Below are 25,817 nucleotides of genomic sequence, written 5' to 3' on the forward strand. Positions count from 1 at the left end.
GGTCGCTGGCCAGCATCTGGGACCCATATACATCTTACCAAGGAGTCTTTTTGTTTCTCAAACCTCGTATTTCTTCATTATAGGAATGCTGCCCGTTAGCTTAATAAAATGAGCAGGCCGCCGCAGCACCTGCTCATCTATTTGTTATTCAACTATCGTTACCCGTTAGCTTAATGACTTGTATGAAATTCTTTAGGGTCGATTTTCAACATATCAGCACCAAACTTTTGCGTCAGCTCAGCAATGTGTTCATCGGTTAGTTTGCCTCTGATGTCGATTACTTCTTCTCTGGGATTGTATCCGACACTATATGCTGATTGTGTTTCATATTTACTAAGTATTTTAGCATGAAGGTATTCATCAACTTCCTTCGCCATATCACGAAGTACTTTTGGATTATGTTTGGCTTTCTTAAATACAACTTTATCGCCAAGTTTTTTTTCTAGCTCCTTGCGAATAGCCATCATTTCTGTCGTGTCCTCTTTATCAACCAAAAAAACAACCTTCAGGATTTAATTGTCACGGGGACACAACTGAAGTTATTTTCGTTCCCGAAACAATTGGAAAAAGCACGGAGATGTCCGTGCTTTTCAATTTTCAGTTTTTCTTTCTATTTTGCAATTTAGTATAGAACGGACCCGGATTCGGAAAGATTTCTTTGCCAAAAGTGCCGTTTACCACAAGCGCAGCCGACAGATATATTCCAAGCAATCCGCAGATGAGCAGCGCGTATGCGGCGATATGAGCAAGAACATTGCTGAATCCTGCGCTGACTATGCCGAAGTCGTGAATAGCGATACTGATTATCGCGAAGTTCAATACAACTATAAGCTCGAAAAGTATTGCCGGTGACTTGAAAAATGCGGGCGTCCAGAGCAGAACCACAAGCGCAAGAGCAGTCCATGCCCAACCGTCTATTCTCGCGTCCAGTCCGGGCTCGTAATACTTTAATAACATTTCCAGTCCGCTCACAAGCATAAAGAATACGGAAAAGTAAAGGTATGTGTTGCCGCCCGACAGATTGTTTGTCTTGAGGTCAAGCAAAGCGACTACAAACTGAATTACGAACCCGCCAAGCAAAAAGCAGGCAAGCAGCGGCATAGCACTTGCATCTACACTCCCCGTCAGCAAAGCAAAGAAGCAAAAGCAGGCTACAGCAAGCGCAACAAGCCCCGCAGGCGTCGGATTCGACCAATGCTGCGAATGGTCATTTTGTGTTTTGTTCTCATCCATTTTTATTTCCTCCTAAAAATGATTCTAATTATTATCGTAATAAGGTCATAGTAGCAAGAGATACGAGTCGCTGGAGTACGGGCGACAGGAATGTATCTCAAGCGTATATGACTTAACCCGCACGGACTGCAACAAAGTAGGTCGCAGTTAATATACCTTATTAAAAAAATACCCTGCGGCGTTGGTTCCGTAGGGTATTTTTTATTATTTTAAAAAACTAACCTAATTTACCTTAAGCGAAAACCCACTCTTATATATAAGAATGATTACTTTACCGCCGAATATTTCTTGCGAGTAAAATGTAGAATCCCTACTTTCGGGGCGGCACCCGCTTGAGGCGCCGCCCCTTGGCAGGTTAAAATCAGATCCGGTTTTCCCAGGCGGCTAGCTGATGATTCTTCAGCATGTCCTCGATCACCTGAGGGACGACGTTTCGGAATTTGCCTTCGTCGGCGGGGACGATTTCGATCATGCGATCGATCATCTCCTGCGCATCCATCTTGCCTTCAGGCGTGGCGAAGAAATCGTCGAAGCCCTTGCGCAGATCGGCGCGCTTTGAGAAGTTGACCTCGTCGTCGAGCCAGCGGAAAGGATTGTCCGCCATCGTCTCGTTATAACCCGTGTAATAGGCGCCCGGATTGATGGTCTGGACCTTGATCCCATACTGGGCCAACTCCTGTTGCATGGCCTCGGCGAATGCCTCCAGCGCATGTTTGGTCGAAACATAGGTACCCCAGTTGGCGGGGGTGAACAGGCCGCCCATGGACGAAGTGAAGACGACCTTGCCCTTCTTGCCCTCGCGTACCCATTTCTGGACAACGCCTTGAGTGAGGATCAGTGGCAGGAAGACGTTGACCTCGTAATTCTTGCGGACGAGATCGACCGGGATTTCCCAGACCGGGCCGGCTTCGCCCATGCCCGCATTGTTCCAGAGCACGTCGAAGTCCCAGGACTGCGCCTGCTTGATATCATAAGGGTCGGTCAGGTCGAGGCGCTCGACGCGCAGGTTGGTGAGGCCGAGGGCTTCGGCTTCCTCACGCAGCGGGGTCACCTGCGAGGATACGTGGACGGTGGCGATGATGTTGTGGCCATTCTTGGCCATGCCGATGGCCGCTCCCTTGCCGAAGCCAGAGCCAGCGCCGGTGATGAGGATGGTTTTGGTAGTCATAATACATTCATTCCTTTCACATTTGGGTTGATGGTTGTGCTTGGGTTGTTGCTCAGTTGCCGAGCGCCGCTGCCGCGGCTTGGGCGATGTCGAGGTCCTGTGCTACTGCGCCGCCGGATATGCCAACTGCGCCGATCAGGATGCCGCTGGCGTCCCGCAGAGGAAGGCCGCCTGCGAAGACCACCAGACCGCCATTGGTCTGCTCCAAGCCGGGCGAGGTACCGCCGGGTTTGGAGAATTCACCGATCGCCTCGGTGGGCATGCCGAACAGCGCGGCTGTCCGGGCCTTGCCGAGAGCGATGTCGATGGAGCCCAGAAGGGCACCGTCCATCCGGCCAAAGGCCTTCAGGTTCACGCCGGCGTCCAGGACTGCAATATTGACCGGAACGCCGATTTCCGTGGCCCGCGCCTCGCCGGCGGCGATGATCTTGCGGGCTTGTTCTGCTGTAATCATCTCGTATTCTCCTGTCTTTTAGGAATGGATCGGGGCCGTTTAAGTGCTTTCGTCCCCGCTTCCAAAACCTCTTTCTTTGTGCGGAAACCCGCTTTTGTAATGTACTTTCTTTTGCCGTCAACTTTCGCGCCCTCAATGCGGTCTTCCCAGTTCGGTTTTTTGTCCGGTTTATCTTTGTTCCTATTGTCCAAAGAAAATTAAGTGTAGGTGGTTGATTTAACGCGGTTTTTGAGTTTCAAAATCGTCAGCTTTTGAAAAATAAGTTTTAGACGCCCCTGCCGCAAACGTGGCACCATTCGGCAAACTCATCCAAAATAGCTTTAACCGATAAATTATGAAATCCAGCCTCTTCTATACTCCAGTAATAAATCAAACTTTTTGCTTTGCCATATTCCACCATCCTTTTCAATGTAGTTTGTAATTCTGTTAAGAATCTGAGCTTATTTCATCATGATTCCCACAGATCAGATCATCGCAGCGGATCCTTTTTGTTCCTTCCACCTTACGAGTTAACTATACCAACCTTGTTGATCTTTCACTTTGCTATCAAGTCCAAAGAATTTATTCTTTTAGCTCAATCGTGCAAGTTGTGCTTTTCAATATTTCTTTGTCTTAAGACTCTGTCTTATGCTTGGCTTTTCTATGTAATAGAAAAGGTCTGAAATAAAGATTCAAGTGATTCCAGCCTCTTGTGGATTTGGAAGCGTATTGGTACGACCAGCAGTCGCAGCGGCAGCGAATAATATGGCAGTATTAGTGGGAAGTAGGGATTTTTCATGTTGAAGGTTGAAAGAACGTAAGCGTCTCATCACGTACAACTAGCTCCATCTCCATCTAAGACCAAAAGTTTTGCGATACCTATCCCATAACGCGACAAGTAATCGGAAGCATAGATGACCATGGCAAATAAGGCTCGAGCGCCTCTGGATTTTGTGAATCCGGAAGCTGCGGGAGCTGCTCGAACAGGTACTTTAAATATTGAAATGGAAGAAGTCCGTTTTCCTTCGCCGTCTCGATGACGCTGTAGATCGCCGCACCTTGCTTTCGCGCCGCGAGGCGTATTCGCAAATAACCAGTTCTTTCTCCGATTACGAATGGCTTGATCGAGCGCTCACTGCGATTATTATCGATCTCACCTGCAGCGTCGTCTCATCTGCATGAAGCGCATCCTGCCTTAGCAGATAAGCTTTCATCACGGAGACCAATGGCATGAGCCATTTCTGTGCACCATAGATCATCCAATTCGTCATCGTCTGACGAGATAACGTGTATCCAAGACGCGCGAAATGCTGCTCTTGCCGGTATAACGGCAAGCTGTCGACGTATTTCTGGCTTATAACGTAAGCCATGCTCGACGGTGATGCCAAACTTCCCGGATAGACAGGTTTTGGCATCGCAGCTGTGACAATGGGGGTTTCAATATCTTCACGTTCACAATGACGGCAGGCATACACATTTCGCACGTGACGGATGACCTTCACTTGTGGCGGTACAACGGCAATATCATTGCGCGTCTCTGTACTCATCTCGTGAAGGAACCCACCGCAGCACGCACAAGCTTGCTCGCCTTCCTCCAGTGAATAGGTGATTGTTTCTACTGGAAGCTTGGAGAGATCCTCTGTTCGCTTGCCGGATGATTTGCGCCGCTCGTAGGTAATTTGTTCAGACCGCGGCTCTTCACCAGCAGGTGTTGCATTCACTTCGGCTTCGTTGAACTACGGGAGTTCTAATTGATCCGGATGCGTCTGTTCGCTGGAAGCACCGAAACGCTTCTTCTGCGCTAAGCGGAACTGCTCTTCGTACCATTTGAGCTTGGCCGATCGTTCGATGATTTGTTGTTGTAGGGATTCGATGGTTGGCGTATCTGCATGTTTTTCCATACTTTACTCATTAGATTGAAAAAAACCAATCCCTGTAAGTGCCTATGACGAAATGATTACAAAGATGACCAAAGCTTTCCTGAACGATGGGAGCAAGTCCGTCGATCGACTTGCGCAGATCGGTGGAACCACAAGCAAGAAACACACGCTGATTGCTTGGAAAGGTCAGCATGGTGAAGTAAGCGCGTGAATCACTTCGCGCAAAAGCATGGGGTCAAAGCCGGAATGAAGCTCGCTACTGGCTTCACCGATATGAAGGATTAGAGAAGGAGCAGGAGAAACGTTGCCAGGTGGATCTACAGTGTCAAGAGGTACAAACTGTACGGGAGAAGTCTTTGGATCTGGAGTAGCTGGGTTTATTTTGTACAGCCAATATTTCAATTGTTCGACAGAACAATGATTTGCGGAGCACCAAGCTTTCATCGTGAGGCCACTTGCCCGATAGTCAGCGATACGTGTGTGCCAATCTTGTCTGCGTTGTTCTTTGGCATTCATGAGTTACCCTCCGTATTCAGGTTTATCTCATGGTCTCATAGCTAGGTTAGTAGTTGAAGGTGTGGAGAGTTTGACGCTTACCAAATAACCCACATCTTGACGACAAGATGTGGGCTAAGATAAAGAAAAACAAACCGCAAAAGCCGGCGATCTGCACTTGTCCGGTCAAGCATGCAGTTACCTGCTGAAGTAATCCTCGAGCCCATCCGCAATTGCTCTGGCCGCCAACTTCTGGTAGTCGGAGCCGCGAACGATGGATTCATCCTTCGCGTTGGACAAGAATCCGAGCTCGACAAGTGCAGATACTGTGTCATTTTCCCGCAAAACGTAAAGATCGCCGAAAGATATCCCGTTATTCTTCAAGCCGATGCCGCCCGCAAGTCTATTTTCTATCGCTCGGGCCAATGGTCGATCTTTCGTTTCCGAATAATAGAAGGTAAGTATGCCGGACGTTTTATTCTCCGAAGAATTATAATGGATGCTGACGAAAGCGTCCGCACCGGAGGATTCGCTTATCTTGACCCTATCGGAAAGCTTGGGCAATTCCTCGTCCTTCGTTCTTGTCATGAGGACGCGGGCTCCGCGACTGCGAAGCTCATCCTCAAGGTAGAAGGAGGTGCTTAAATTAAGTTTTTTCTCGATCGTTTCATATTTCGTTCCGATCGTTCCGGGATCGTCTCCGCCGTGACCGGGGTCAATGACGATTACTTTCCCTTTAAGTCCCTTTGATTGTCCCGAAGAAACCGCCGCCGTTTCAATTGCGCTCTTCTCGATATAACGGTCCGAGACCCAGCCGGATTGCCCATCCCGAGATTCGATCTGAGCCCAACCTTCCCGGGAGTCCATTATCGTAACCGCCTCGCCTTTTGTTAGGCCCCCCAGAACCTTATAGTTCAACCCGGCGCCGGCCCTGATCCGCAGCGAATCCGCCAGCACAGTCGCATGGGTGGTTGCAGAACTCTTTTGCCCGCTGACGTCTTGATCCGCCGTAACGTCACTGCCGTCGACCTTCTTCAAATAATAACCTGCCGCCCAGCCGGAGATCCGGTCCGACTTGATGCGCAGCCAGCCGTACTCTTCATTCGAAACGGTGACCAACTCGCCTTTCTTCAAAGAACCCACGATCGACGATTCAAGCGATGACTCGCTGCGGACATTCAACGAGTCGGCATATACCTTGGCTGTATAACTTCCGCTTGCTTCTGCATGGTTTGGTATATATCCGGAAATACTAATCAACCCAAAGATCAAAATTGTCAGGTATACAATTTGCTTCATACTAGTCTCCTTTAGTAGTCTTAGGATATGTAGGTCTATTATTATACCTGAAATTACTAGATTCGTGCATCATATAAATCAGGACGGCTAGGAATAAAAAAACAGCCATGCTCTTTTGAGCAAGGCCGTTATTGTCCGCATTAAACAGGTCGTTATGGTCGCTATTCAATCCTCCATTATTGGTATCTGCGAATGGACGATTAATCCGATTATCCGCATTATCCCGGTTATGTAAGACTTCCCGCTTCTCATCCGGCCTCATGACCAACCGCTGAGCTGATTCAAGATCCTATTCTGTTTCTTCTTTGGTTGCTTTGTATGGTTGTCTAGCCGCTTGATTGATGTTGCGATCGATTTCGGATTCGCCTTGAATTTCGACGGCTGCCTCGATTTGATTGTTCAACTGCTCTTCGGCTTGTCCTATTCCATGCGCTCCTTGATGGTTTCTGCTTGTCGTCATTACTTTATTCCTCCCGCTTTTTTTTACGGCTATCAGCCATAACCTTACAATAAACAAAATCGCAGCGGATTATGCGTCAATGGATAGATGTCTTGCCTTCCGTGTTCGTAGTCTATCTCAGGGGATTCATAACCAAAAAAATAAAAACCGCAAGGTAAACGGTTCTTATTTTTTATTTGATTAGCGAATCCTTTTCCCTGCGAATCGTGTCCTGAATCCTTTCTTTATGATTCCAACTCCATTGGAAGCCAAAGATACGTTAACTTTATCACCGCTGCGAAGATTGAGAGAACCTGAGGCGATAACAATTACAGTTTCAGAACTAACCGATATTTCGCCAATTATGGAAGAAACGATTCCGTTAACCGTGATTTGCAGAAAGATATCAAAAGTTTCTGCCGTTGTTTTTGTAAAGACGACGCTCGTGAAAAATCTGTAAGTTCCGCTTTGTTTTGGAATAAATGTCGATGTTACAGGATTGAATTCATTCCCGAGATCAAATTTTTCGATTCCAAATAAAACAATTGGTGAAACAATGGTGCCAACGGGTTGGTTTCTATTGGCGATTGCCCGAAAAGCGGATTTGAAAACTTTTTTGCAAGGTTTACGCACACCTTTCGCCGTTCCGCTCTTTTGAACTCCTATGCGTTTAACTACCATTTCAACATAACCTCCTTTCGTTTGTTCTATCACTAATATCTAGCAACACTGCAATATATGAAATTGGTAGTTTAATAGAAACGGCATGAGCGGGTAAACGATCAATATTGGCGATTACTATAAACAAAAAAAAGGGTCTACCGCACTAATGCGGCAAACCTCTCCGATCGTTGAACATAACCGGAATTAACGCAAATTAGCGTGAGCCTGTTGCTGTTTGGGAGGAGCCGGCGGCTTACGGATGGCCCATTCGGCCACGGCGAGGTTGATCACCCAGGCCGCGCCATTCAGTAGGTCTCCGCCGAGCGCACTCGGCGGGCCGGCGATCAATGTCCCGGCAGCAACGGTCAACACCTGCGTACCCGCGCCGAGCCCGATCGCGTAGCCGCGCATCATCCATGCGCGGTGCCGAATCACGTCCCCTCGCCGGATCGCGGCAAAGCCAAGGTAAATAGACGCTACCATGGCAGATCCAAACAGGAGCCGCCATGCATAAAGCAGCTCACCGGTGCCTTCCTTGCTTGGATAGAGCAGGGTCATCCACAGCCCTGAAAGCCCAACCAGCAGTCCGCATAGAACCAGGAGCCGCCCGGACGCGCGGTGCCAACCGAGCCTGCGCCACCGGAAACCGGGTGCGAACTGGAACGCGCCCAATATGGCAAATACAGCGGCGCACAGAATATGCAGCACCACCGGCAGGGGCGAGGCAGAGAACCGTGCGTCGGCCGGCAATATTTCCGCTCCGCCGGCCAGTTCGGTCAGGCGGAAGGCGCCGAAGAGAAGTGGAATGGCGCTCAGCAAGAGCAGTGCGGCGGACACGAGCCACCCTGCCAAATCATACTTTGCCTGCGCATTGGTTTTCCGGGAAGCACGTTTCCGTGACTGGTTGAGCCGAGACTCATCGTGTTCTCGGCCATCATCGTTTACATTCACTTTCATTCTCAGCTCCTTGGAAGGATGGAGGCTTGCTCGCGCCGTTCCGACCAGAGGGCATAGCCCAGCCAGGCCAAAGCTATCCCGACCGGTACCGCAACTTTCGGCTGGTGCTCGAGCGGAAGCAGCGCAGCCAAGAGGGACAACACGGACCCTGCAGCAAGCAGACCTGATGCCCGGCGCGGCAGGATGCCGGCACGGAATGTCGCGATGCCAAACAGCAGGCCGCCGAACATATACAGGAAACCTGTTAGCGTCCATAGATTCGCGAGGACTCCGAAGTTCGACTCGCCGGCGGAACTGGTGAAGATCCCTATGAAGCCCTCCGCAAGCGCCGGCGCCTCGGTCGCCATCAGCGGCAAGATAAAGACTTCGGCGAAGGTAAATGGCGCCGTGAGCGCCCAACTGAGACTATACAGGAGAAAGCCGACAAGACCAATCCACCCAGCCTCCTTCGCTTGCCTGACGTAGAGCCCCGTAATGCCGAGCAGGAATAAGAAGCACATGGCGGTGGCAAAGACGTGGACGATTGCCCATTGGGTAGTGGTGACTGACGAAAGAATGTTAGGTTGATGGAACATTCCGACAACAACAGCGTAAATTATCCCTGCCACCATAGCTGATAGACCTGCCCAACGGATGAGGCTCGAGGTTGTTGCATTCATTTTGCTCTCCTGGTTGTTTCCTTCAATAACTGCGGTCTTACGATTGGAATTCATGTGTTTCTCTCCTTTTTCGAACGATTGTGATTTGCGTCGGTGTTGAAATCCAGTTCACACGCCTGTTTGGGATGAACCTGAATGACCGAGATTAACGGCAGGCCGAGATCACGCGCTCCCCTCAGCAAGCCATGTAATGCGGCCTGATCGACCACCGGGCCAGAGAGGATGGTTGTTCCGTCGCCTTCGCGGGTGAAGCTTAGTCCTTCAAACCGATCGATCCACCGGCATCAAGATGTCCCTCGATGCGAATTTCGTACAGCCGAGGCTCGCGATGGTCCTCCGTTGATACCTTTGATTGACCCATTCTGCGTCTCCTTCATTTTCCTTCTGTGGATGTATCACTTATCTCCACATCGCCGTTCCTTTCTTGATTTGAAGATACACATTCATGTGGTGAGTCGGCATCATTACATGTGGTGATTGATGTGGTGATTTGTCAATCGGGAGGCATTGGCGGGAATGAGAAAAAACCCCGGCACATGGTTTATCAAAACTGCCAGGGCCGGGGTTAATCGTTGGTGGTGGTTGTTTGGAGGCTCGCTAGAACAAATCGAGCTCCTCAGCTCGGCGGACTGCTGACCGACGGTTGTTCACTTCAAGCTTGTCGTATATGTTCTTGGTGTGGGTACGCAAGGTGTTCAATGAAATCATGAGTTCGCGGGCAATGTCCGGGCCGCTCAAGTCGGTTTCGAGCAGCCGAAGCACGCCAAGTTCTCGTTCGCTTAGCGGCTCGCTCATAACCTGTTTGGCAAGCGTGCTGACCTCAGCCTTGCCAAAGGCTGACAGGAGGCGACGGACATAGTTCATAGCGATCCCCTGCTTCACGGCCGCTTCCAGCAGGGCCGCCATGGGTCGGCCTTCATCCACAAAGATGCGGACATAGCCCTCAGGCTCGGCAAGGGTCAGGGCCCGATCCAGCGATACAAGCGCAGCGGAGATATCGCCATGCATATGGTGAGCAAGTGCCTGTACGATAAGAATTTCGATCACGCTTCCCGTCCTCTCGCCTTCTTCCGCTGCTTGAAGGAGGCGCTTCAGGAGTTCTATTGCCTCAAGGATGGAATGATCTGCACGCTCCTTGTTATAACGGGCAAGGAGTACCCTGGCCAGGGTGATGTGTTCGAATTCGCGCTGGTAGCAAAGTTCGTCCCGGGCGGATAGGCCATGCTCCCGCGTCCAGTCGAAGGCTTCATCCAACCTACCCTGCGCGACCCGCACACGTGTCTTCAACGCGGCTACAGGACGAACATTTGGGAAAAAGTCGCTTACGTACAGGTTCTCTGCCTCGTTGAGCAGGTCAAGCGCACCGTCCAGATCTCCTTGGGCCTCCCGTACTCGAGCCATTGCGACATGCCAACGATACCGGTTTTGCGGGAACCCCGTGTGCTCGCCCTGCTCCTTGCTTCTCAGCAGGTACTGCGTGGCCGCGTGAAGATCGTCATGCTCACGGTAGAGCTGACTCATTCCCACGTACATATCTGCCGTTCCCCGCATGGCGGGGTCGCCCTGCTCCGTCGCAAGCTGCAATCCCCGCTCATAGGTACGCATCGCCTGTCGGAGTCGACCTTGCGTTATCCGTATATCAGCAGGAGCGATTGCGCCCCCGATTGCGTCAGAGATGCCCCCAGCCGACTGCACAATAGCCATGCCATCGGTAAACGACCGGTGCGCTGCCTCGAGATCCCCGCTCGTCCAGGATGCGAGTCCTAGGAGCGCAGCTGCCGATCCTCGCAGGAGATGGTCGTCCTCAGGTACGAGGTCGAGCACCCGCCGGGCGTATTTCATGGTTGCGGATACATCGCCCAGCGCTTGGGCAAATGCGGCACGGTACAAGGAGATCGATCCCGGGAGACGGCGAAACTCCTCTTCGTCCACGACGACCATCTCAGCAAATGGGGTTTCCGGTCGCTCACGCATGTCTTCTGTGGAAGCCAGCCACCGTTCGGCATCTTGCAGTCGGTCCAGTGCGGCTTCAAACTCGCCGCAAGCCAGTAACGCCCAAGCATACCCAGCACTGAGCACAGGCCTACAGCGGACAATCTCGTCGGGGAGCGCCTTCAGCCAGCTGCACACCGCAGCCTCCTGTCTACTGCTGCGCATGGCTGGCAATGCCAGCTCAATGAGGCCCGCCGCTCGCGCGAAATCCTCTGCGGCCAGCCCATGGCGGATCGCATCTACCGGCGATCCATGCTGCTCGTACCATATGCTCGCGCGCCAATGCAGCGTTGCTACTTGATCGGGCTGATCCTCCCTCAAATGTGCAGAGAGAACCTCGGCAAAGAGGTGATGATAGCGATACCATCGACGCCTGTCGTCCAATGGAACGACAAAGTAGTTGCCTCGCTCCAGGGCATCCAACCGCGCGTTACCATCCTCTTGGCCGGTGACGGCATCGCACAGCGGGCCATGCAACCGATCGAGTATGGAGGTCTGAAGCAAAAAATTCCGGACATGGTCGGGCTGTCGCTGCAGGACCTCTTCGACCAAGTAATCCACAATGTACCGATTGTCTCCTGCGAATGCTCGAATGAACGCAGGAATGTCCTCGCACCCCTGCATCGAGAGAGCCGCTAGCTGGAGCCCGGCAATCCAGCCTTCGGTTCGGGTCTCCAGCGCAGTAATTTCGTTGGCCGAGAGAACCAGGCCCATCACCTGATTCAGGAACGTTTCCGCTTCGCCGGGAGTAAATCGCAGGTCGGTGGCACGCAACTCGGTCAATTGGTCCCGTGCGCGCAGTCTTGCCAAGGGGAATTGCGGATTCTCCCGGGTGGCAACGATCAGATGCATTTGGGGTGGGAGATTCTCGAGCAGGAAAATGAGGACATCATCTATCCGCTTGGCATCAATTACATGATAGTCGTCAAGCACGAGGACGAATTTGTACGGTACGGTTGAGATTTCGTTCGCTAAGATCGTCAGAATCGATTCGGTTGACGGCGGCTGCGAGGATTTAAGCGCACCAAGCACGCCTTCTCCAATTCCCTCTGCAATCTTCTGCACAGCAGTGACTAGGTAGGTTAGGAAGCGTATAGGGTCGTTATCCCCCTCGTCCAGCGACAGCCATGCGACAGGCCGCTCGCAAACGGCGGCCCATTCGCTGACCAGCGTTGTCTTTCCAAAGCCAGCAGAGGCAGAAATGAGAGTCAGTTTACGGTCCAGACCCTTATTCATCCGCTCGGTCAGGTCAGGTCGTAGGATTGCTTTGGTCCTTGGCAAGGGGATATAAAGTTTAGTGGCTAGAATAGGCATATTCATAGATTATTAATACCACTTTCCATGATTAGAATCAGTTTTGGATAACGTCCCGAAATATTCTACTACTATCTCGCGGAATTCCAGAGCAGCCCGCGAAATGTAACGACTCCTATGCCATAATAAAGCGATCTCTCGTGCCAGTTCGCGATTCTCTACTTGTAGATATTTGATACGTTCCCGCGAATTCCTTGCCGTGCTCGGTATGAAGGCTATGCCGATCTCGGCTTCCACAAGCGTGCTTAGCCTTGCTGGCTCATCCCCCTCATACACGTATTTGGGTGCAAATCCAACCGATTCGCATACAGCGTCCACTAAATCGCGCGTACCGAAGCCTCTCTTTACACCGACAAACCATTCATCCCTTAGTTCTGACAAGGATACGCTATTTCGATCTGCCAGCCGATGTCCTTCTGGAACAGCTACAAGGATTGGGTCGATGTACACGATTTGACATTCGATGTCATCCCCTTCTATAGGAGGTGAAGACAAGCAGAAATCGACCTCTCCTCTATGAAGAAGCGTTACCATTTCCTTCGTAGCCAGCATTTGCACGTGAAATTGGATATGAGGCCGCTTCTTCCGGAACTCTCGAAGCATATTGGGTAACATGCTTGCGGTTGTCACCGCCAACTCGAGCGTGCCCCGTTCCGGACTGGATAAATCGCTGAGCTCCTGCTTCCCCTGTTCCAATTCAAACAGAGCCCTTTCCGCACGGCGAAGGAAACTGCTGCCGAACTCGTTCAATCGCAGCCTCCTCCCGATACGGTCGAATAGCGGGACGCCTAGATCCTCCTCCAGGCGTTGAATCGTTTTGCTTAGCGACGATTGCGTAACGTGCAGACTTCGTGCAGCTTCGGTCACGTGTTCCGATCGAGCTACCGCGAGAAAATATTGCAGTTGAAGAAGTTCCATTATGCGCCCTCCGCTTATTCCCTCAAATCAATGAAATCATAACATAAAATGCGTTGGAATAAATGAACAATTTCATATAGGATGACATCAATACACTTTAAGGGGGCCAAAAATGAATGTTCGCAGCAGGTGGTTGTTATTTTCCGTTGGACTGGGCGTGTTATTGAACCCATTAAATTCTTCGATGATTGCAGTTGCAATCGCAAGGCTGCAAAATGTGTACCGTCTTGACTTTACGGTTGTTTCCTGGGTTATTTTTTCTTTCTACATCGCGAGTGCTATCGCTCAACCCGTCATGGGAAAGGCCAGTGATTTATTCGGACGCAGGAAGATCTTTCTTACCGGACTAGTTGTAGCCTTCGTGGCCTCCTTATTAGCTCCGCTGTCGCCAAGCTTTGGGTGGCTCATCGTGTTCCGCATTGTGCAATCCGTCGGAACAAGCATGATGGTTGCGGTTGGAATGGCCATTGTACGAATTCATATTACGGAGAAACAAGCGACTGCACTGTCAGTCATGTCCATATTCCTGTCAGGTGCAGCAGCTATTGGACCTTTCATTGGCGGGGTCTTGATTCACTGGTGGGATTGGCCTGCAATCTTTCTCGTCAATATTCCGTTCGTGGCGGCGAGCTTTCTATTGGCTTGGCGGACGATTCCAAAGGATGGACCGCCAACATACGCTCTGCGCAACATGTCCTTTCGAAAGTGGTTGGATGTGATTGATGCGTCCGGGATCCTGCTCTTCGCAGTCGGATTGGTTGCCCTGCTTGTTGGATTGCTGTCAGCAAAATCATCCGGCCATGTTTCATTCTGGCATGTCATTGTCGGGCTGATCGGCCTGATTGTGTTGGGGGCTTTCGTTCGGCACGAGTTAAAAGCGACGTCACCCTTTATTCCATTGCGCACGTTCGCCAAATATCCTGCTATGACATGGGTTAATGTCGAATTCATGCTCGTTAACGTGCTTTTTTACTCGCTATTTTTCGGGCTTCCGTCTTATTTGCAAATGGTACGTCATGTCAGCGAGTTCCATACGGGGATTCTCATGCTAAGCTTAGGCTTGAGCTCGCTCGTTGTATCTCCAATCGCAGGACGATGGATCGATAAATCCGGACCCAGACCGGCATTGCTCGCGTCCGGAATACTAATGGTATTGGGATCGGTGTGGATTGCAACATTGAACCAATCTTCACCGGTTATCAGCGTGTGTTTGGCTTTAGCTGCATTCGGCATTAGCAACGGGTTGAACAATGTCGGTATGCAAGCGGCTTTGTTCAAGAGTTCTCCAAAAGAAATAATCGGAGTAGCATCCGGATTATTTAATACATCAAGATACCTGGGAACGATTCTCTCTTCCTTATTGATAGGCATCGTAATGGGAGGTCATTTCAGTGCCGGAGGATTGCGGGTGCTTGGGATTATCCTCACGGCAATAGCGTTATCCTTGGTACTTATAAGCCGGCGACGCCGGGAGTCCGGACAGCCGGATGAGTCGTAACGTCGGAAAAGCTGACCGTTTAGACCGGCGCTTCGCCAAACGATCAAAAGCCGCAGCCCGAGCAGAAAGCTCGCTGTGGCTATTTTTTTCATCGATAGCTCGCTCCACGCTTATCCATTCATCATTTCTTGCTCAATATATTTCATTACACGACTCGAGCAATGTCGAATGTATTTGCTGTCATCAAATAATTTGCTTAGCATAATCCCGCCTTCAATCACGGCGATGATGTAGCTGCACACCTCTTCAGGATCGATATCACTCCTGAATTCTTTATTCCGAATCCCTTCCATAATGATTTTGGTTAACCGTTCGAATAAGATTTTCATAGCATGCTGAGCTCTTTCCTTAAGCCCGGGGTGTCCATCGTCGCTTTCAATCGCCGTGTTTAATATCGGACAACCGCCTTCCAATACATTGCTTTCTATGATCTCGACATATACTTTACATATAGCCAGCAGTTTCTGTTTCGAGTTAGCTGCAGATTCTTGTTCTTTGGAAAGAAGCAATACAATTTGCGAAAAAGAATAATCAAAAGCCGCGAGGGCAATCTCGTCCTTGTTTGCAAAGTGATTGTAAATTCCGCCCTTGCCTATGCCGCAGCGATCCATAATATCGGAAAGGGAAGCCCCTGTATATCCTCTTGTATTAAATAAACCGGCCGACTCGCGAACAATATGCTCTTTAGTCATTTGACCCTTCCGCATAATCAAAACCTCCACCTCAAAAAATACCGTTTGGTCTTAAAAAAATTATACTACTTGCAGAATGGTAATGTCTATGTTATTTTGAAACAGACCGGTCGGTATTTTATTATTGAGGAGCTGTTACTCATGACTATTTCCATTCAACATATTCGAAATGCCACATCCGTCTTAACGTTTAACGGCAAAAACATACTCGTCGATCCCATGCTAAGCGATGTAGGCGAACTTCCACCTGTTCCGTTCACTCGTTCGCTTCGCAGAAATCCGATTACCCCCTTGCCTGTTCCTCTGCATTTGTTCGAAAACATGGATGCGGTACTTTTGACGCATCGGCATTTTGATCATTTGGATAAGAAAGCCATCTCCGTTCTGAACAAGAGAATACCTGTCTTCTGCCAACCGGAGGATCAAGCTTTCTTACAAACTGCCGGTTTCTTCAACATACAAGCGGTTCATGATTCGTTTGAATGGTGCGGCATTCAGATGAAACGGATTAAAGGGCAGCATGCTCGAGGAATAGTCGCCAAGATGCTTGGCCCCGTATCCGGATTTATATTAAGCACACCGGTGGACGGATCCATTTACATAGTCGGCGACTGCATTTACACGCCTGCCATCGGGGATGTATTCCGAGAAACGAAACCGGATATCGCGATCTTGAATACGCCGCGGGCACAGATGTTGTTAGGGACCATTATCACTATGACCGCCGAAGATATCGTTCATCTAGCGCAATTGTCGCCAGCTACGAAAATCGTCGCCGTTCATATGGATGCCATCAGCCACTGTACATTCAAGCGCCCGCAACTCCGGGCATTTCTGAAGGAGCATAATCTGGAGCATGTTGCGGTTGTTCCTGATGATGGCGAAATTATTTCTTTCTAGCCCTAGCAAGTTGAGCTGTAAAAAGGGGCGACCTTTCCTGTACGTATTCATAAAAAAATACAGAGCTGCGGATTTACGCCTCCGATGCTCTGTATTTAGCATTTACTGACTTTTCTCTTTCGGCTGCATGGAAGCGTTCCTCATCATGGGATAAGCGGTCAATAGAGCTATCAGGCTCGCCATTCCAGCAAGAGTGAAACCTGTCATTGCAGTCATATGCAATGTCGACAACCATTCTAAAGGTACTTCTAACATATCCGCATAGAAAGGAACATTGCTGCGATGATTAACCATTGGGATAAATTCAGACTCCGATTTGTGCGCAATAACGAAAATGTTAATAAATAGTCGGTACCATTCCCCCGTCCATACGGATTGGAGAACCTTTAAATGCGGATGCATAAGGACTACATACAAATGTTGCTAGTCTACCTATTTCAATAGGCTTGATAAATCGCTGTATTTCGGATTGCGGCAGGTTCGTAGTCATAAATTGTTTCTCTTTTTCTGAAAAAGTCAAATCTTCGTTTGGGTACATACCCTCGATGATTTGATGCACATTTTCTGATAGCGTTGGTCCAGGCATGATCGTATTGACCGTAACTTCTGTTCCTATCGTTAATTTAGACAAGCTTTTCGACAATGACAATAGCATTGATTTTGTCATACAATATTGAGGCATTTGTCCCGAAGGCATAATTGCTTCTTCGCTCGCAATAAAGATTATGCGGCCATATTCGTTTTTCAACATTTTAGGTAAATAAAATTTAGTTAGCCCATTTGCGGCAAGAACATTCGTACGGAAGTATCTTTCCCAAACTTCATCGTGGACGTCCTCATATTTCATAATTTCATAAATACCCATATTGTTTACTAAAATATCGATATCGGGGTATCTTTCGAATAAAGCTTCTCGTTGCCCGATATCCGCAATGTCGGCTGCAGCATTCTGAGGAGAGGTAGTCGGGAATTTTGACTTCAGTTCATTTACGGCTCGTTCTACCTCTTCCTCATTTCGTCCATTAATAAGAACATTTACGCCTTCTCTGGCAAGTTCAACGGCAATTGCTTTACCTATCCCTTTCGTTGATCCTGTAACGAGAGCGGTTTTGTTTTTTAATCCCATATCCATAATAGATTTCTCCTTTTAATTGCTTGTGCTGTGGATAGGGATTATATTACCTTGTCAGGATTGTTCAGTAACTAGCCTATTGCGCCAAAGATCTTGTTTAACGCGCCAAATGATAAGACTCAGTAAATACCAGCTCTCAGTAAATATTCGGCCCGCCAATTCGAAGGCGTATCGCCTTCCCAAAGGCGGAAGGCGCGGTAGAACGAGTTCTGGTCTTCATATCCAATCAAGAAAGCCACTTCTTTAATATCGAGCGAGGGATCTGCCAAGTACTCTCGTGCCTGCTCATGTTTAGCTTGCGTCAACAGATGCTTGAAGCTCGTGTTTTCTTCGGTAAGACGGCGCTGCAAGGTGCGATCGCTCATAGAAAGCTCCTTCGCGACAGCCCGAATGTCGAAGCGCCCTCCTGTGAGGCTGCGTTTCATGATCCATTTGACCATCTCGGCTATAGAGCGGCTCCGGTTCTGTTCATTCAAGGATCGGTCCAGAACGGGAGTCAGGATCTCCAGCAACTCTTCGTTGTACGAGACAAAGGAGCGGTCCAGATCGCATCGATACAGCGTCAACCGGTTACGCTTTGCACCAATCCGGACACGGCAGCCGAAGTAAGCTTCAAGGACGCTTACATCGCCCATTGTGTGCGAGAATTCTACGAGCTGCGCCGTCAAAGGTTGACCTGTGCCCCGGCGCCCAAGCTCCAGAAGAAATGCCAGTGTGATACCTACCAGCATCGGCGGACCGGGTTGCTCGGTATCTAGCCATTCCAGATCGATTGTACAGTGCTCGCCCTCTTCGTTGATACGCAAGCTTTCGGGTGGGCACAGTCGTTTGTAACGAGCCATTCGGTTTAGAGCGTCTCGGTAGTCCCGAGCGTGGTAAGTCGCTAAGACGCTCGGTGGGTACTTCGTTGTTTCAAAGACCGTCGCAAGCTTGATGATTCCTTTCGCAGTGTCACCAATGAGATCGGAATAAGCCTGCCAGATCGCGAAATATTGGGCGGTTGTGACTACGGGTTCAGTAATAATGGCGAGCGGCAGCCGTGCTCTGCGAGCTACGTCGTGGGCGGCAATCCCTAATCGACGTAATCCTGTCCAAAAACCTGGCGGTATTTTAATACGGTCAGAGGTATGAGACTTCATACAAATGGACCTCCTTCAGCAGAGATTATATACATTAGACCATTAATCGATCTTATCTAATTCCCTGAACAAGCGCAAATAACCCGCCCTGGCTCATGCCAGCAGCGGGTTATACTTTTAACTGCTTCCGTTCGCAAACAGCTGTCTAGGCAGGATAATCCGTTATAATCCCATCCACGCCCAGCTCTTTCATCCGCTCCATATCCTGATCTTTCCGGATCGTCCAAGCCATCACTTTCCTGTTCCGGTCATGAATTTCCCGGACAAGGTCTTCGTCGAGAAGATCGTGACTAACGTTAATAGATGACGCATAAGATGCGAGCTTATCGAGCGTCTCATCCGTCAAGGGATGCTGATCCGCGTTAATAAGCACGGCGACGGGAATGTCGGGCAGCAGGGTGTGCATGCGGCGCATCGATTCGAAATCGAAGGATTGAATTTGAATGCTATCGTGAGCTCCAATACCCGCAATATCTTGAATCAGCTCGTAACGACGCACCGTCTTGGCCAGCTTTCCTTCAATCCCCGGATAAAGCTGCGGATCCTTGATCTCGATTAGTATACCGATCTTTCCCCCAAAAGCGTACATCACTTCTTCAAGCGTTACAATGGTTTCATTTGCATATTTAGCATCAAAGAAGCTCCCCGCATCCATCCCTTGAAGCTCCCGCAAAGTAAAATCATGCACGTATCCCGTTTTGTCCGTCGTCCGGTCCACTGTTTTGTCATGAATAATAACAAGCTCTCCGTCCTTGCTCATCCGAATGTCGAGCTCGATGAAGTCAGCGCCGAGGCGCTCGGCCAGCTCGAAGGCAGCCATCGTATTCTCGGGGGCGTAGCCGGATGCCCCGCGATGCGCGATAATCATGGGTCCCTCCGCCTTATAAGGACTAAAGGCAGACACGGTTAACACCGCGCAGCTTAGGACCAACATGAATAATACGGATCGAAACCATACTAGAGATGCTTTTCGTCTGGCCATCGCTTCTCCTCCTCCTGACTGGACCTGCTGACTTAGAATCGTACGCTGCCCTGCCTCGCAATCCGGAGCAAGCGATCCGGATAATTGGTCGTAATGCGAATATCGGGATATTGTTCTACGATACTGGCAAGCGTATCCGAATCGTCCACTGTCCAAACTCCCAAATCGATCTCAAGCTCTTTCATTTCATTTACCAGTTCATGCGTAACGAAATAATAATGCATGGATACGCTCGTTGCGCCCGTGTAATGAAGCTGATCGATCAGGAGCGTAGGATTGCCTAAGAAAATCAACCCCGCCTTGATGGAAGGATCGATCTCGTTCGCACGCTTCATGGAATGATGGTCGAAGGAAGAGAGTACGACCTGGTCTTTCACTTCATGGCGATGAATGAGATTTATTACTTTCTCCTCGATTCCTTCATATACATTGCCCATTGTCTTGAGCTCCACATGCAGCATGCAGCGTCCCTTCGCGAGCTGCAGAACCTCCTCAAGCGTCGGAATACGCTCCTCCGAAAATTCCGGAGCGAACCAACTCCCCGCATCCAGCTCGCGTAAATCCTCTAGCGTACAGTCTTTTACCCGCCCCGTACCGCTCGTCGTGCGATCCAGAGTATGATCGTGGATGACGACAGGGACACCATCCTTGGATAGATGTACGTCGAGCTCGATGATTGCGATATCCGGTTCCGTTAAAGCAAGCTTGAAGGCTGCCATTGTATTCTCGGGCGCAGCTCCCGACCATCCGCGGTGAGCAACGATTGAAATCATAGTGTCTCAGTCCTTCCGTTCTTTTATTTAACGCCGTTATAGACGAATGCTTTAATGATTTGACGCTGGGAGAGGAAAAAGACGACTAGAATCGGAGCCACCAAAATCAGGTTGCCGGCCATCAGCACATTCCATGTCGCGACGCCTTCCACTTCGCGAATCTTTGCGATGCCGAGGGGCAGCGTTCTCGCCGTCTCGTTCGTCGTCATAACCAAAGGCCAGAAGTAATCGTTCCAATGGGCAATGAAGCTGAACAAGGCAAAGGTAACGAGCACCGGCTTCACCATAGGCACCATGATCTTGACGATGATTTTCCACTCGGCGGCCTGATCGAGCCTTGCCGCTTCGAGCAATTCATCCGATATTTGCATGAACGCCTGCCGCAGCAGGAATATGCCGAATGCACTGGACGCGAATGGCAGAATGAGTCCGAGATGCGTATTCAGCAGCTTGAACGCGCTCAGTTCCAAATACACGGGCAAAAATATTAATTGAGCAGGAATCATCAACGTCACCATGACGATGCCGAACAGAAAGTTCGAGCCTTTGAATTTGTACCTTGCAAAAGCATAGGACGCCGGAATAATCGTCAGCATCTGCAGGATGAGTATGCCGACCGCAATCACGACGCTGTTCACGAAATAGTTCAGGAACGGCCCCGTGTTCCAGGCATCGGCGTAATTTTGCCAAACGGGATTTCTGGGAATCCACTCCGGCGGAAAAATCATCGTCTCCGGCAGCGTTTTGAGCGACGTGGAGAGCATCCAGATAAACGGCATGGCGAAGATCAGCACCAGCGCCAGCAAGCCGACCACATTAATGACTCGGAGCGCAGCCCGTAACGCTTTTCTCAAAATCGCCTGTTTACTGCGAGTGGAGGTCCGCTTATCCTCGGCTGCAGCTCCGATAGGAGTGCCGCCTATCGTATTGTTTACGGCTTTCAAGAGCTTCACCACTTTCTAACGGTAATGAACGCGATTCGACAGCAGTTTGAAGTAAATCATCGTTAATATCCCTACGATAACCAGCAGAATGACACCGGCCGCGGAGGCATAGCCGATCTTAAAGAAACGGAATCCGTACTCATAGATGTAATACACCAGCGTGTTGGTCGAATTGATCGGACCTCCCTGCGTCATGATCGCAATGGTCTCGAACACTTGGAACGATCCGATCATGTTGATGATCACAAGGAAAAAGATCGTCGGCGACAGCATCGGAAGGATCAACTTCGTAAAGGTCGTCCAAGGCTTGGATCGGTCGAGCGAAGCCGCTTCGTAAATATCGCTCGGGATGCTTTGCAGACCTGCAATAAACACAAGGGCGTTGTAGCCGAGCCCTTTCCATACGGCGACCATGACCAGCGAAATCAGCGATGTGCTCGGATGGGACAGCCACTCCAGCTTGCCGAAGCCGGCGAGCCCGATCACCCAGTTCAGCAGCCCGTATTCGGGATCCATCAGCCAGCTCCACAGCAGCGAGATGGACACGAGCGAAATAATATGCGGACTGAAGATGGCTCCCTGCACGAAGCCGTGGAAGAAGCTCTTCCTGTTCAGCCACAGCGCAAGCAGCAGCGCGATTCCGGTCGTTAACGTTACCGTCAATAAGGTATAGATCGTCGTATTGGAGAGCACCTGCCGGAAATCCGGCTCCGTCAGAAGATCCTTAAAGTTCTGAATGCCGACGAACGTCTTGGTCGGACTGACAAAATTCCAGTCGAACATGCTTAAGTAGATCATGTAAAAGATCGGATATATAAAAAATAATGAAAAAATGATAATGGCCGGAGCCACCATCCCGTAGGGACGCAGCTTTTCCCAAACAGTCATGTCAAATCCCTCCGGCGGCAACCAGCCGTTTCGGGCTTGCCACGATGCCGCGCAGCCTTTCCCCGCCCAGTCCGAAATAATAAAGCTGGTCGTACGGAATCGTAACCTTCACGCGATCTGCAGCCACTAAGGGCGCAAGGAACGTTTTGACGAAAAACACGCCAGTCCGCGCCTGAATCTGATAAATATTTTCCGCTCCCAGGCTTTCGCGGGTTAGGATGTCGCCCTCTATGGCGTAACCTTCGATATCCGCGCTTGCGTTAACGAGAGCTTGCTCCGGACGGAACCCTACGTGACCGATGCCGGCGGCCGACTGAATATCCAGACCTTGCACATCCCCCATCTTCATCATGTTCATAGCCGGGGTTCCGATAAATTCAGCGGTAAATAAATTAGCCGGATCGTGATAAAGCTTCATCGGAGAGTCGGCTTGTTGAATGACCCCTTTGTTCATCACGACGATCTCATCCCCCATTGACATGGCTTCCACCTGATCATGAGTCACATAGACAAAGGTCGTTCCCAGCCGTTTGTGAAGCTGAATCAGCTCCGTTCTCATTTGGTTGCGCAGCTTGGCGTCCAGATTGGACAAGGGCTCATCGAGAATGAACACCTTCGGCTTCTTCACCATCGCGCGTGCGAGGGCCACCCGTTGACGCTGTCCTCCGGACAGGTTCTGCGGCTTCTTATCCAGATGCGGCGTTAACCCGACGATCTCCGAAATATCCTTCACCAGCTTGTCGCGCTCTTGTCTTGCAACGCCTCTATTTTTAAGGCCGAATTCGATATTGCCGCGAACGGTCATCGTTGGGTACAGGGCATAGTTCTGAAAAACCATCGCCACGTCCCGCAGCCCGGGCGGCGTATCGTTCACGCATTTATCGTCGATCCATATCTCGCCGCCGGATTGCTTCTCAAGTCCGGCTACCATGCGCAAGGTCGTTGATTTGCCGCAGCCAGACGGCCCGACGAGAACCGTAAACGAACCGTCCTTGATCGTTAAATTCAAATCCTCGATAACGGTGTCATCTTTGAATTTCTTGCTTATATTTTTGAGCTCGATTTTCGCCATCCGATAGGGTCCTCCTTGTAATGGATTCCTGCATCTCACGCATGAGCTGCTTCAACTCATCCAGAGTCGTTAACCGTAAATCCCACTTTTCGGGATCGCTGCTCGAATAAGGGGAAATAAAGCAGGTTCGGCCGCCCATTCGCTTGACCGGGTGCAGATCATTCCACGTGTTATCGCCGATCGACAAAATTTCATGAGCCTGATATCCCTGCTCAAGCAAGGTCGAGAAATAACTGCGCAAGCCAAGAGGCTTCTCCGCGCCGCAATACACCTCATCGAACAAATGGTGAATCTGCATGTAATTCAAAAACTCGATTCCGGATTCCAAATACGTATTCGTCATGAGAATTTTTTTCTCAACCGCATCCAAATCTTCAATCGCTTGAAACAAATCGCTGCGGAACTCGAAATGATAGGGTGCAACAACCATTTCCCTGCGGACCCTTTTAAAAGCCGATTGCAATTTCCCTGCGGGAAGCTTGTATTTGTGACTGACGACCGCTGCAATTCCCCACGGATCGCCGATATGAATCAGATGAGCAGCTTCCGACGAAAATGATCGATACGTGCGTGTACGTTCATCGAGCGCGAGCCCTTCCCATGTAAATCCTTGATTGAAGCTGTCCTCATGCCGCAGCAGCGCCACATCATCCCGTGTATGGTAGAAATGTCCGAATTGGAAAGGATGCTCCCCCGTCAGAATGTCTCTTCCCAAACGAATGGCAGCCTCAGTCTCCCTCTCGTGCTCCGTCCCTTTCAGCAGATAACGAATAAATCGCTCCAGGTACGTATCTTCCTGGTACAGCGTACCGTCCATATCGAAAATAATAACTTTGACCGCGGATAACCAATCCTCGTTGAACATAGGGTGTTACCTCTCTGCTCTTATGATTTGAGGGAGAGGGCTTCCGGACCGGAAGCCTTCTCCCGACTGAACATCTTGCCGGCACTAATCCTTTTTTACTTGCTTAGCAGCTTATTGGCTTTCTCCGCCGCTGCATCGAGCGCGTCCTGCGGTGCCGTTTTCGGATCGAGAATGGCCTTTTCGATTGCTTCCTTAACGATCTTGGCCACTTCCGGATAAGCGTTCTCCATCGGACGCGGTCTCGCATGTTCCAACTGGTCCACGGCAACCTTGAACTGCGGATGCTCCGCAAAATGCGTCTTCAGCTCTTCGCTTTCCACGGCAGACAGACGGGTCGGCAGGTAACCGACATGCTTATGCTGGTAGATCGTATTTTCCTTGGACGTCATCCATTTCATAAACTCCCATGCCGCTTCTTTCTCTTCATCGGTGCTCTTTGACGTCATGACAAGCTGGCATCCGCCGGTCGGAACGCCGTAGCTTACATTAGCGGGCATGAATGCCGTTTCCAATTCAAAGCCGTTGCCCTTCGCGATTTCCAGACTGCCGGTAACGCCAGCGGTGGAGGCGAACTTGAAAGCCGACATTTGATTCGCGAAGTCTTTCTCCGCGGTAGCGCCCGCTTCGTCGCCTACTGGAATTTTGATGAGACCTTCACTAGATAATTTCTTCCAGAATTGTACCGGAGCAACGCCTTCCGGCGTATTGAATGCAGCCGATTTGCCGTCTTCGCTCAACATTTGGCCGCCGCTTTGGGCAACCAACGCTTCATAGAACCAAATATCGGCAGGCACCGTCATGCCGATTTTCCCCTTCTCCTTCAACACGCGGGAATACTGCTCCAGTTCATCCCAAGTCTTCGGACCTTCCGGATCGAGGCCGGCGTCTTTCAGCATCGTGACGTTTTTATATAAAATCGGTGTGCTGCGCATGAAAGGAAGGCCGAACAGCTTATCGTCCACATAGGCATTCCCCATTAAGCCGGGATTGAAATCTTCAAGTTGAAGCTGGTCTTTATCTCTTTCCGCGTAAGTCGTCAGCTCTTCCAGCATGCCGGAACGGGCAAATACGCCGGTAGAGGCAATTTCAAGGTCGGTTACCGCAGGTGCGTCTCCCGCCGCGAATGCCGCCTGCACTTTGGCATGAAGATCGTCGTAGCCGCCTTGGTGCTCTGCGATCACTTCGATTTTGTCCTGCGATTCGTTGAATTCCTTGACCATGTGCAGCTTCGCTTCCTCGATCTTGTCGCCGAACGCGTACCAATACTTAATGACGATTTTCTCGGACGCTGCGGAATCCGTGCTCTCCGCTTTAGCTCCGCTGTTCTCGTTGCCCGTGCTGCCGTTCGTGCCGGTCGTTCCGTTCGATCCGCATGCCGCCAATACTACCACCATGAAAATCGCAAGCGAGAGTGCAGTAAGCTTCTTAACCATTGTCTAATCCTCCACCTTTTCTTTGTTTGAAATAGGCCGATGCATAAAA

General features: G+C 50.1%; 26 protein-coding genes and 1 pseudogene. 2 read left to right on the forward strand and 25 right to left on the reverse strand.

Features of this window, described 5'->3' with window-relative positions:
• Positions 1-170 precede the first annotated feature (170 nt).
• The 15 genes and pseudogenes from J2T14_RS28935 to J2T14_RS28995 all read right to left on the reverse strand — a co-directional run bounded on the left by J2T14_RS28935 (position 171) and on the right by J2T14_RS28995 (position 13,450).
• Positions 171-494: a hypothetical protein gene (locus tag J2T14_RS28935; RefSeq protein WP_307210751.1), complete on the reverse strand. Its 324-nt coding sequence runs from the start codon at positions 492-494 to the stop codon at positions 171-173.
• Positions 495-597: 103 nt separating this feature from the next.
• Complete coding sequence (locus J2T14_RS28940) at positions 598-1,233, reverse strand: acetate uptake transporter family protein (protein ID WP_307210749.1); 636 nt, start codon at positions 1,231-1,233, stop codon at positions 598-600.
• A 361-nt stretch (positions 1,234-1,594) separates the two neighbouring features.
• The gene (locus J2T14_RS28945; RefSeq protein WP_307476562.1) at positions 1,595-2,401 is read right to left on the reverse strand and encodes an SDR family oxidoreductase; all 807 of its coding nucleotides are present in this window, start codon (positions 2,399-2,401) and stop codon (positions 1,595-1,597) included.
• Positions 2,402-2,453: 52 nt separating this feature from the next.
• On the reverse strand, positions 2,454-2,855 hold the full coding sequence (locus J2T14_RS28950) for a GlcG/HbpS family heme-binding protein (RefSeq protein ID WP_307208239.1): 402 nt from the start codon (positions 2,853-2,855) through the stop codon (positions 2,454-2,456).
• Complete coding sequence (locus tag J2T14_RS31040) at positions 2,852-3,046, reverse strand: Arm DNA-binding domain-containing protein (protein ID WP_373458227.1); 195 nt, start codon at positions 3,044-3,046, stop codon at positions 2,852-2,854. The genes J2T14_RS28950 and J2T14_RS31040 overlap by 4 nt, the downstream gene beginning before the upstream one ends.
• Positions 3,047-3,713: 667 nt before the next feature.
• Positions 3,714-4,735: pseudogene (locus J2T14_RS28955) on the reverse strand (IS66 family transposase).
• Positions 4,736-4,745: 10 nt separating this feature from the next.
• Positions 4,746-4,907, reverse strand: coding sequence for an IS66 family insertion sequence element accessory protein TnpB (gene tnpB, locus J2T14_RS31045; RefSeq protein ID WP_373458228.1), 162 nt, complete (start codon positions 4,905-4,907; stop codon positions 4,746-4,748).
• Positions 4,901-5,230 carry an IS66 family insertion sequence element accessory protein TnpA gene (tnpA, locus tag J2T14_RS28960; RefSeq protein WP_307476564.1) on the reverse strand — a complete coding sequence of 110 codons (330 nt, stop codon included), beginning with the start codon at positions 5,228-5,230 and terminating at the stop codon, positions 4,901-4,903. The genes tnpB and tnpA overlap by 7 nt, the downstream gene beginning before the upstream one ends.
• Before the next feature lie 177 nt (positions 5,231-5,407).
• Positions 5,408-6,508: an N-acetylmuramoyl-L-alanine amidase gene (locus J2T14_RS28965; RefSeq protein ID WP_307476566.1), complete on the reverse strand. Its 1,101-nt coding sequence runs from the start codon at positions 6,506-6,508 to the stop codon at positions 5,408-5,410.
• Positions 6,509-6,797: 289 nt separating this feature from the next.
• A complete protein-coding gene (locus J2T14_RS28970; RefSeq protein WP_307208235.1) occupies positions 6,798-6,968 on the reverse strand; it encodes a hypothetical protein in 171 nt (56 codons plus the stop codon).
• A gap of 180 nt (positions 6,969-7,148) precedes the next feature.
• Positions 7,149-7,628, reverse strand: coding sequence for a C1q-like domain-containing protein (locus tag J2T14_RS28975; RefSeq protein ID WP_307476568.1), 480 nt, complete (start codon positions 7,626-7,628; stop codon positions 7,149-7,151).
• Positions 7,629-7,814: 186 nt separating this feature from the next.
• Complete coding sequence (locus tag J2T14_RS28980; RefSeq protein ID WP_307476571.1) at positions 7,815-8,567, reverse strand: DUF2306 domain-containing protein; 753 nt, start codon at positions 8,565-8,567, stop codon at positions 7,815-7,817.
• 2 nt (positions 8,568-8,569) lie between these two features.
• Entirely contained in the window at positions 8,570-9,280 is a 711-nt protein-coding gene (locus J2T14_RS28985) for a hypothetical protein (protein ID WP_307476572.1), read from the reverse strand.
• A gap of 543 nt (positions 9,281-9,823) precedes the next feature.
• Positions 9,824-12,538 carry a LuxR C-terminal-related transcriptional regulator gene (locus tag J2T14_RS28990; RefSeq protein WP_307476574.1) on the reverse strand — a complete coding sequence of 905 codons (2,715 nt, stop codon included), beginning with the start codon at positions 12,536-12,538 and terminating at the stop codon, positions 9,824-9,826.
• Positions 12,539-12,544: 6 nt separating this feature from the next.
• Complete coding sequence (locus tag J2T14_RS28995; RefSeq protein WP_307476576.1) at positions 12,545-13,450, reverse strand: LysR family transcriptional regulator; 906 nt, start codon at positions 13,448-13,450, stop codon at positions 12,545-12,547.
• A 112-nt stretch (positions 13,451-13,562) separates the two neighbouring features.
• Here J2T14_RS28995 and J2T14_RS29000 point away from each other — a divergent pair, with 112 nt between their 5' ends.
• Positions 13,563-14,948 (forward strand): MFS transporter, encoded by a 1,386-nt coding sequence (locus J2T14_RS29000; RefSeq protein WP_307476577.1) that lies wholly within the window; start codon positions 13,563-13,565, stop codon positions 14,946-14,948.
• 110 nt (positions 14,949-15,058) lie between these two features.
• On the opposite strand, the gene J2T14_RS29005 is transcribed toward J2T14_RS29000, so the two are convergent.
• Positions 15,059-15,655: a TetR/AcrR family transcriptional regulator gene (locus J2T14_RS29005; protein ID WP_307476578.1), complete on the reverse strand. Its 597-nt coding sequence runs from the start codon at positions 15,653-15,655 to the stop codon at positions 15,059-15,061.
• 126 nt (positions 15,656-15,781) lie between these two features.
• Between J2T14_RS29005 and J2T14_RS29010 the strand changes: the two genes are divergently transcribed.
• A complete protein-coding gene (locus J2T14_RS29010; RefSeq protein ID WP_307476579.1) occupies positions 15,782-16,540 on the forward strand; it encodes an MBL fold metallo-hydrolase in 759 nt (252 codons plus the stop codon).
• Between the two features lie 337 nt (positions 16,541-16,877).
• On the opposite strand, the gene J2T14_RS29015 is transcribed toward J2T14_RS29010, so the two are convergent.
• The 9 genes from J2T14_RS29015 to J2T14_RS29055 form a co-directional block, all read right to left on the reverse strand.
• Positions 16,878-17,672, reverse strand: coding sequence for an SDR family NAD(P)-dependent oxidoreductase (locus J2T14_RS29015; protein WP_307476580.1), 795 nt, complete (start codon positions 17,670-17,672; stop codon positions 16,878-16,880).
• Positions 17,673-17,791: 119 nt separating this feature from the next.
• The gene (locus J2T14_RS29020) at positions 17,792-18,811 is read right to left on the reverse strand and encodes a helix-turn-helix transcriptional regulator (RefSeq protein WP_307476582.1); all 1,020 of its coding nucleotides are present in this window, start codon (positions 18,809-18,811) and stop codon (positions 17,792-17,794) included.
• Positions 18,812-18,956: 145 nt separating this feature from the next.
• Complete coding sequence (locus tag J2T14_RS29025; RefSeq protein WP_307476584.1) at positions 18,957-19,793, reverse strand: glycerophosphodiester phosphodiesterase; 837 nt, start codon at positions 19,791-19,793, stop codon at positions 18,957-18,959.
• Positions 19,794-19,825: 32 nt separating this feature from the next.
• Positions 19,826-20,566: a glycerophosphodiester phosphodiesterase gene (locus J2T14_RS29030; protein ID WP_307476586.1), complete on the reverse strand. Its 741-nt coding sequence runs from the start codon at positions 20,564-20,566 to the stop codon at positions 19,826-19,828.
• Positions 20,567-20,589: 23 nt separating this feature from the next.
• Positions 20,590-21,420, reverse strand: coding sequence for a carbohydrate ABC transporter permease (locus tag J2T14_RS29035; RefSeq protein WP_307208247.1), 831 nt, complete (start codon positions 21,418-21,420; stop codon positions 20,590-20,592).
• Positions 21,421-21,525: 105 nt separating this feature from the next.
• A complete protein-coding gene (locus tag J2T14_RS29040; RefSeq protein WP_307208219.1) occupies positions 21,526-22,398 on the reverse strand; it encodes a carbohydrate ABC transporter permease in 873 nt (290 codons plus the stop codon).
• A gap of 1 nt (position 22,399) precedes the next feature.
• The gene (locus J2T14_RS29045) at positions 22,400-23,470 is read right to left on the reverse strand and encodes an ABC transporter ATP-binding protein (RefSeq protein WP_307208218.1); all 1,071 of its coding nucleotides are present in this window, start codon (positions 23,468-23,470) and stop codon (positions 22,400-22,402) included.
• Positions 23,424-24,335: an HAD family hydrolase gene (locus J2T14_RS29050; RefSeq protein ID WP_307476588.1), complete on the reverse strand. Its 912-nt coding sequence runs from the start codon at positions 24,333-24,335 to the stop codon at positions 23,424-23,426. Before J2T14_RS29050 ends, J2T14_RS29045 begins: the two co-directional genes overlap by 47 nt.
• A 95-nt stretch (positions 24,336-24,430) precedes the next feature.
• Complete coding sequence (locus J2T14_RS29055) at positions 24,431-25,768, reverse strand: ABC transporter substrate-binding protein (protein ID WP_307476591.1); 1,338 nt, start codon at positions 25,766-25,768, stop codon at positions 24,431-24,433.
• Positions 25,769-25,817 lie beyond the last annotated feature (49 nt).

This window comes from Paenibacillus harenae (genome assembly GCF_030812415.1).
GTDB classification, from domain to species: Bacteria; Bacillota; Bacilli; order Paenibacillales; family Paenibacillaceae; genus Pristimantibacillus; species Pristimantibacillus harenae_A.

Coding starts and splice junctions, on each gene's coding strand:
- J2T14_RS28940 (WP_307210749.1), bottom strand. CDS start 1,233: ATGGATGAGAACAAAACACAAAATGACCATTCGCAGCATTGGTCGAAT.
- J2T14_RS28945 (WP_307476562.1), bottom strand. CDS start 2,401: ATGACTACCAAAACCATCCTCATCACCGGCGCTGGCTCTGGCTTCGGC.
- J2T14_RS28950 (WP_307208239.1), bottom strand. CDS start 2,855: ATGATTACAGCAGAACAAGCCCGCAAGATCATCGCCGCCGGCGAGGCG.
- tnpB (WP_373458228.1), bottom strand. CDS start 4,907: ATGCTGACCTTTCCAAGCAATCAGCGTGTGTTTCTTGCTTGTGGTTCC.
- tnpA (WP_307476564.1), bottom strand. CDS start 5,230: ATGAATGCCAAAGAACAACGCAGACAAGATTGGCACACACGTATCGCT.
- J2T14_RS28965 (WP_307476566.1), bottom strand. CDS start 6,508: ATGAAGCAAATTGTATACCTGACAATTTTGATCTTTGGGTTGATTAGT.
- J2T14_RS28970 (WP_307208235.1), bottom strand. CDS start 6,968: ATGACGACAAGCAGAAACCATCAAGGAGCGCATGGAATAGGACAAGCC.
- J2T14_RS28975 (WP_307476568.1), bottom strand. CDS start 7,628: ATGGTAGTTAAACGCATAGGAGTTCAAAAGAGCGGAACGGCGAAAGGT.
- J2T14_RS28980 (WP_307476571.1), bottom strand. CDS start 8,567: ATGAAAGTGAATGTAAACGATGATGGCCGAGAACACGATGAGTCTCGG.
- J2T14_RS28985 (WP_307476572.1), bottom strand. CDS start 9,280: ATGAATTCCAATCGTAAGACCGCAGTTATTGAAGGAAACAACCAGGAG.
- J2T14_RS28990 (WP_307476574.1), bottom strand. CDS start 12,538: ATGAATATGCCTATTCTAGCCACTAAACTTTATATCCCCTTGCCAAGG.
- J2T14_RS28995 (WP_307476576.1), bottom strand. CDS start 13,450: ATGGAACTTCTTCAACTGCAATATTTTCTCGCGGTAGCTCGATCGGAA.
- J2T14_RS29000 (WP_307476577.1), top strand. CDS start 13,563: ATGAATGTTCGCAGCAGGTGGTTGTTATTTTCCGTTGGACTGGGCGTG.
- J2T14_RS29005 (WP_307476578.1), bottom strand. CDS start 15,655: ATGCGGAAGGGTCAAATGACTAAAGAGCATATTGTTCGCGAGTCGGCC.
- J2T14_RS29010 (WP_307476579.1), top strand. CDS start 15,782: ATGACTATTTCCATTCAACATATTCGAAATGCCACATCCGTCTTAACG.
- J2T14_RS29015 (WP_307476580.1), bottom strand. CDS start 17,672: ATGGATATGGGATTAAAAAACAAAACCGCTCTCGTTACAGGATCAACG.
- J2T14_RS29020 (WP_307476582.1), bottom strand. CDS start 18,811: ATGAAGTCTCATACCTCTGACCGTATTAAAATACCGCCAGGTTTTTGG.
- J2T14_RS29025 (WP_307476584.1), bottom strand. CDS start 19,793: ATGGCCAGACGAAAAGCATCTCTAGTATGGTTTCGATCCGTATTATTC.
- J2T14_RS29030 (WP_307476586.1), bottom strand. CDS start 20,566: ATGATTTCAATCGTTGCTCACCGCGGATGGTCGGGAGCTGCGCCCGAG.
- J2T14_RS29040 (WP_307208219.1), bottom strand. CDS start 22,398: ATGACTGTTTGGGAAAAGCTGCGTCCCTACGGGATGGTGGCTCCGGCC.
- J2T14_RS29045 (WP_307208218.1), bottom strand. CDS start 23,470: ATGGCGAAAATCGAGCTCAAAAATATAAGCAAGAAATTCAAAGATGAC.
- J2T14_RS29050 (WP_307476588.1), bottom strand. CDS start 24,335: ATGTTCAACGAGGATTGGTTATCCGCGGTCAAAGTTATTATTTTCGAT.
- J2T14_RS29055 (WP_307476591.1), bottom strand. CDS start 25,768: ATGGTTAAGAAGCTTACTGCACTCTCGCTTGCGATTTTCATGGTGGTA.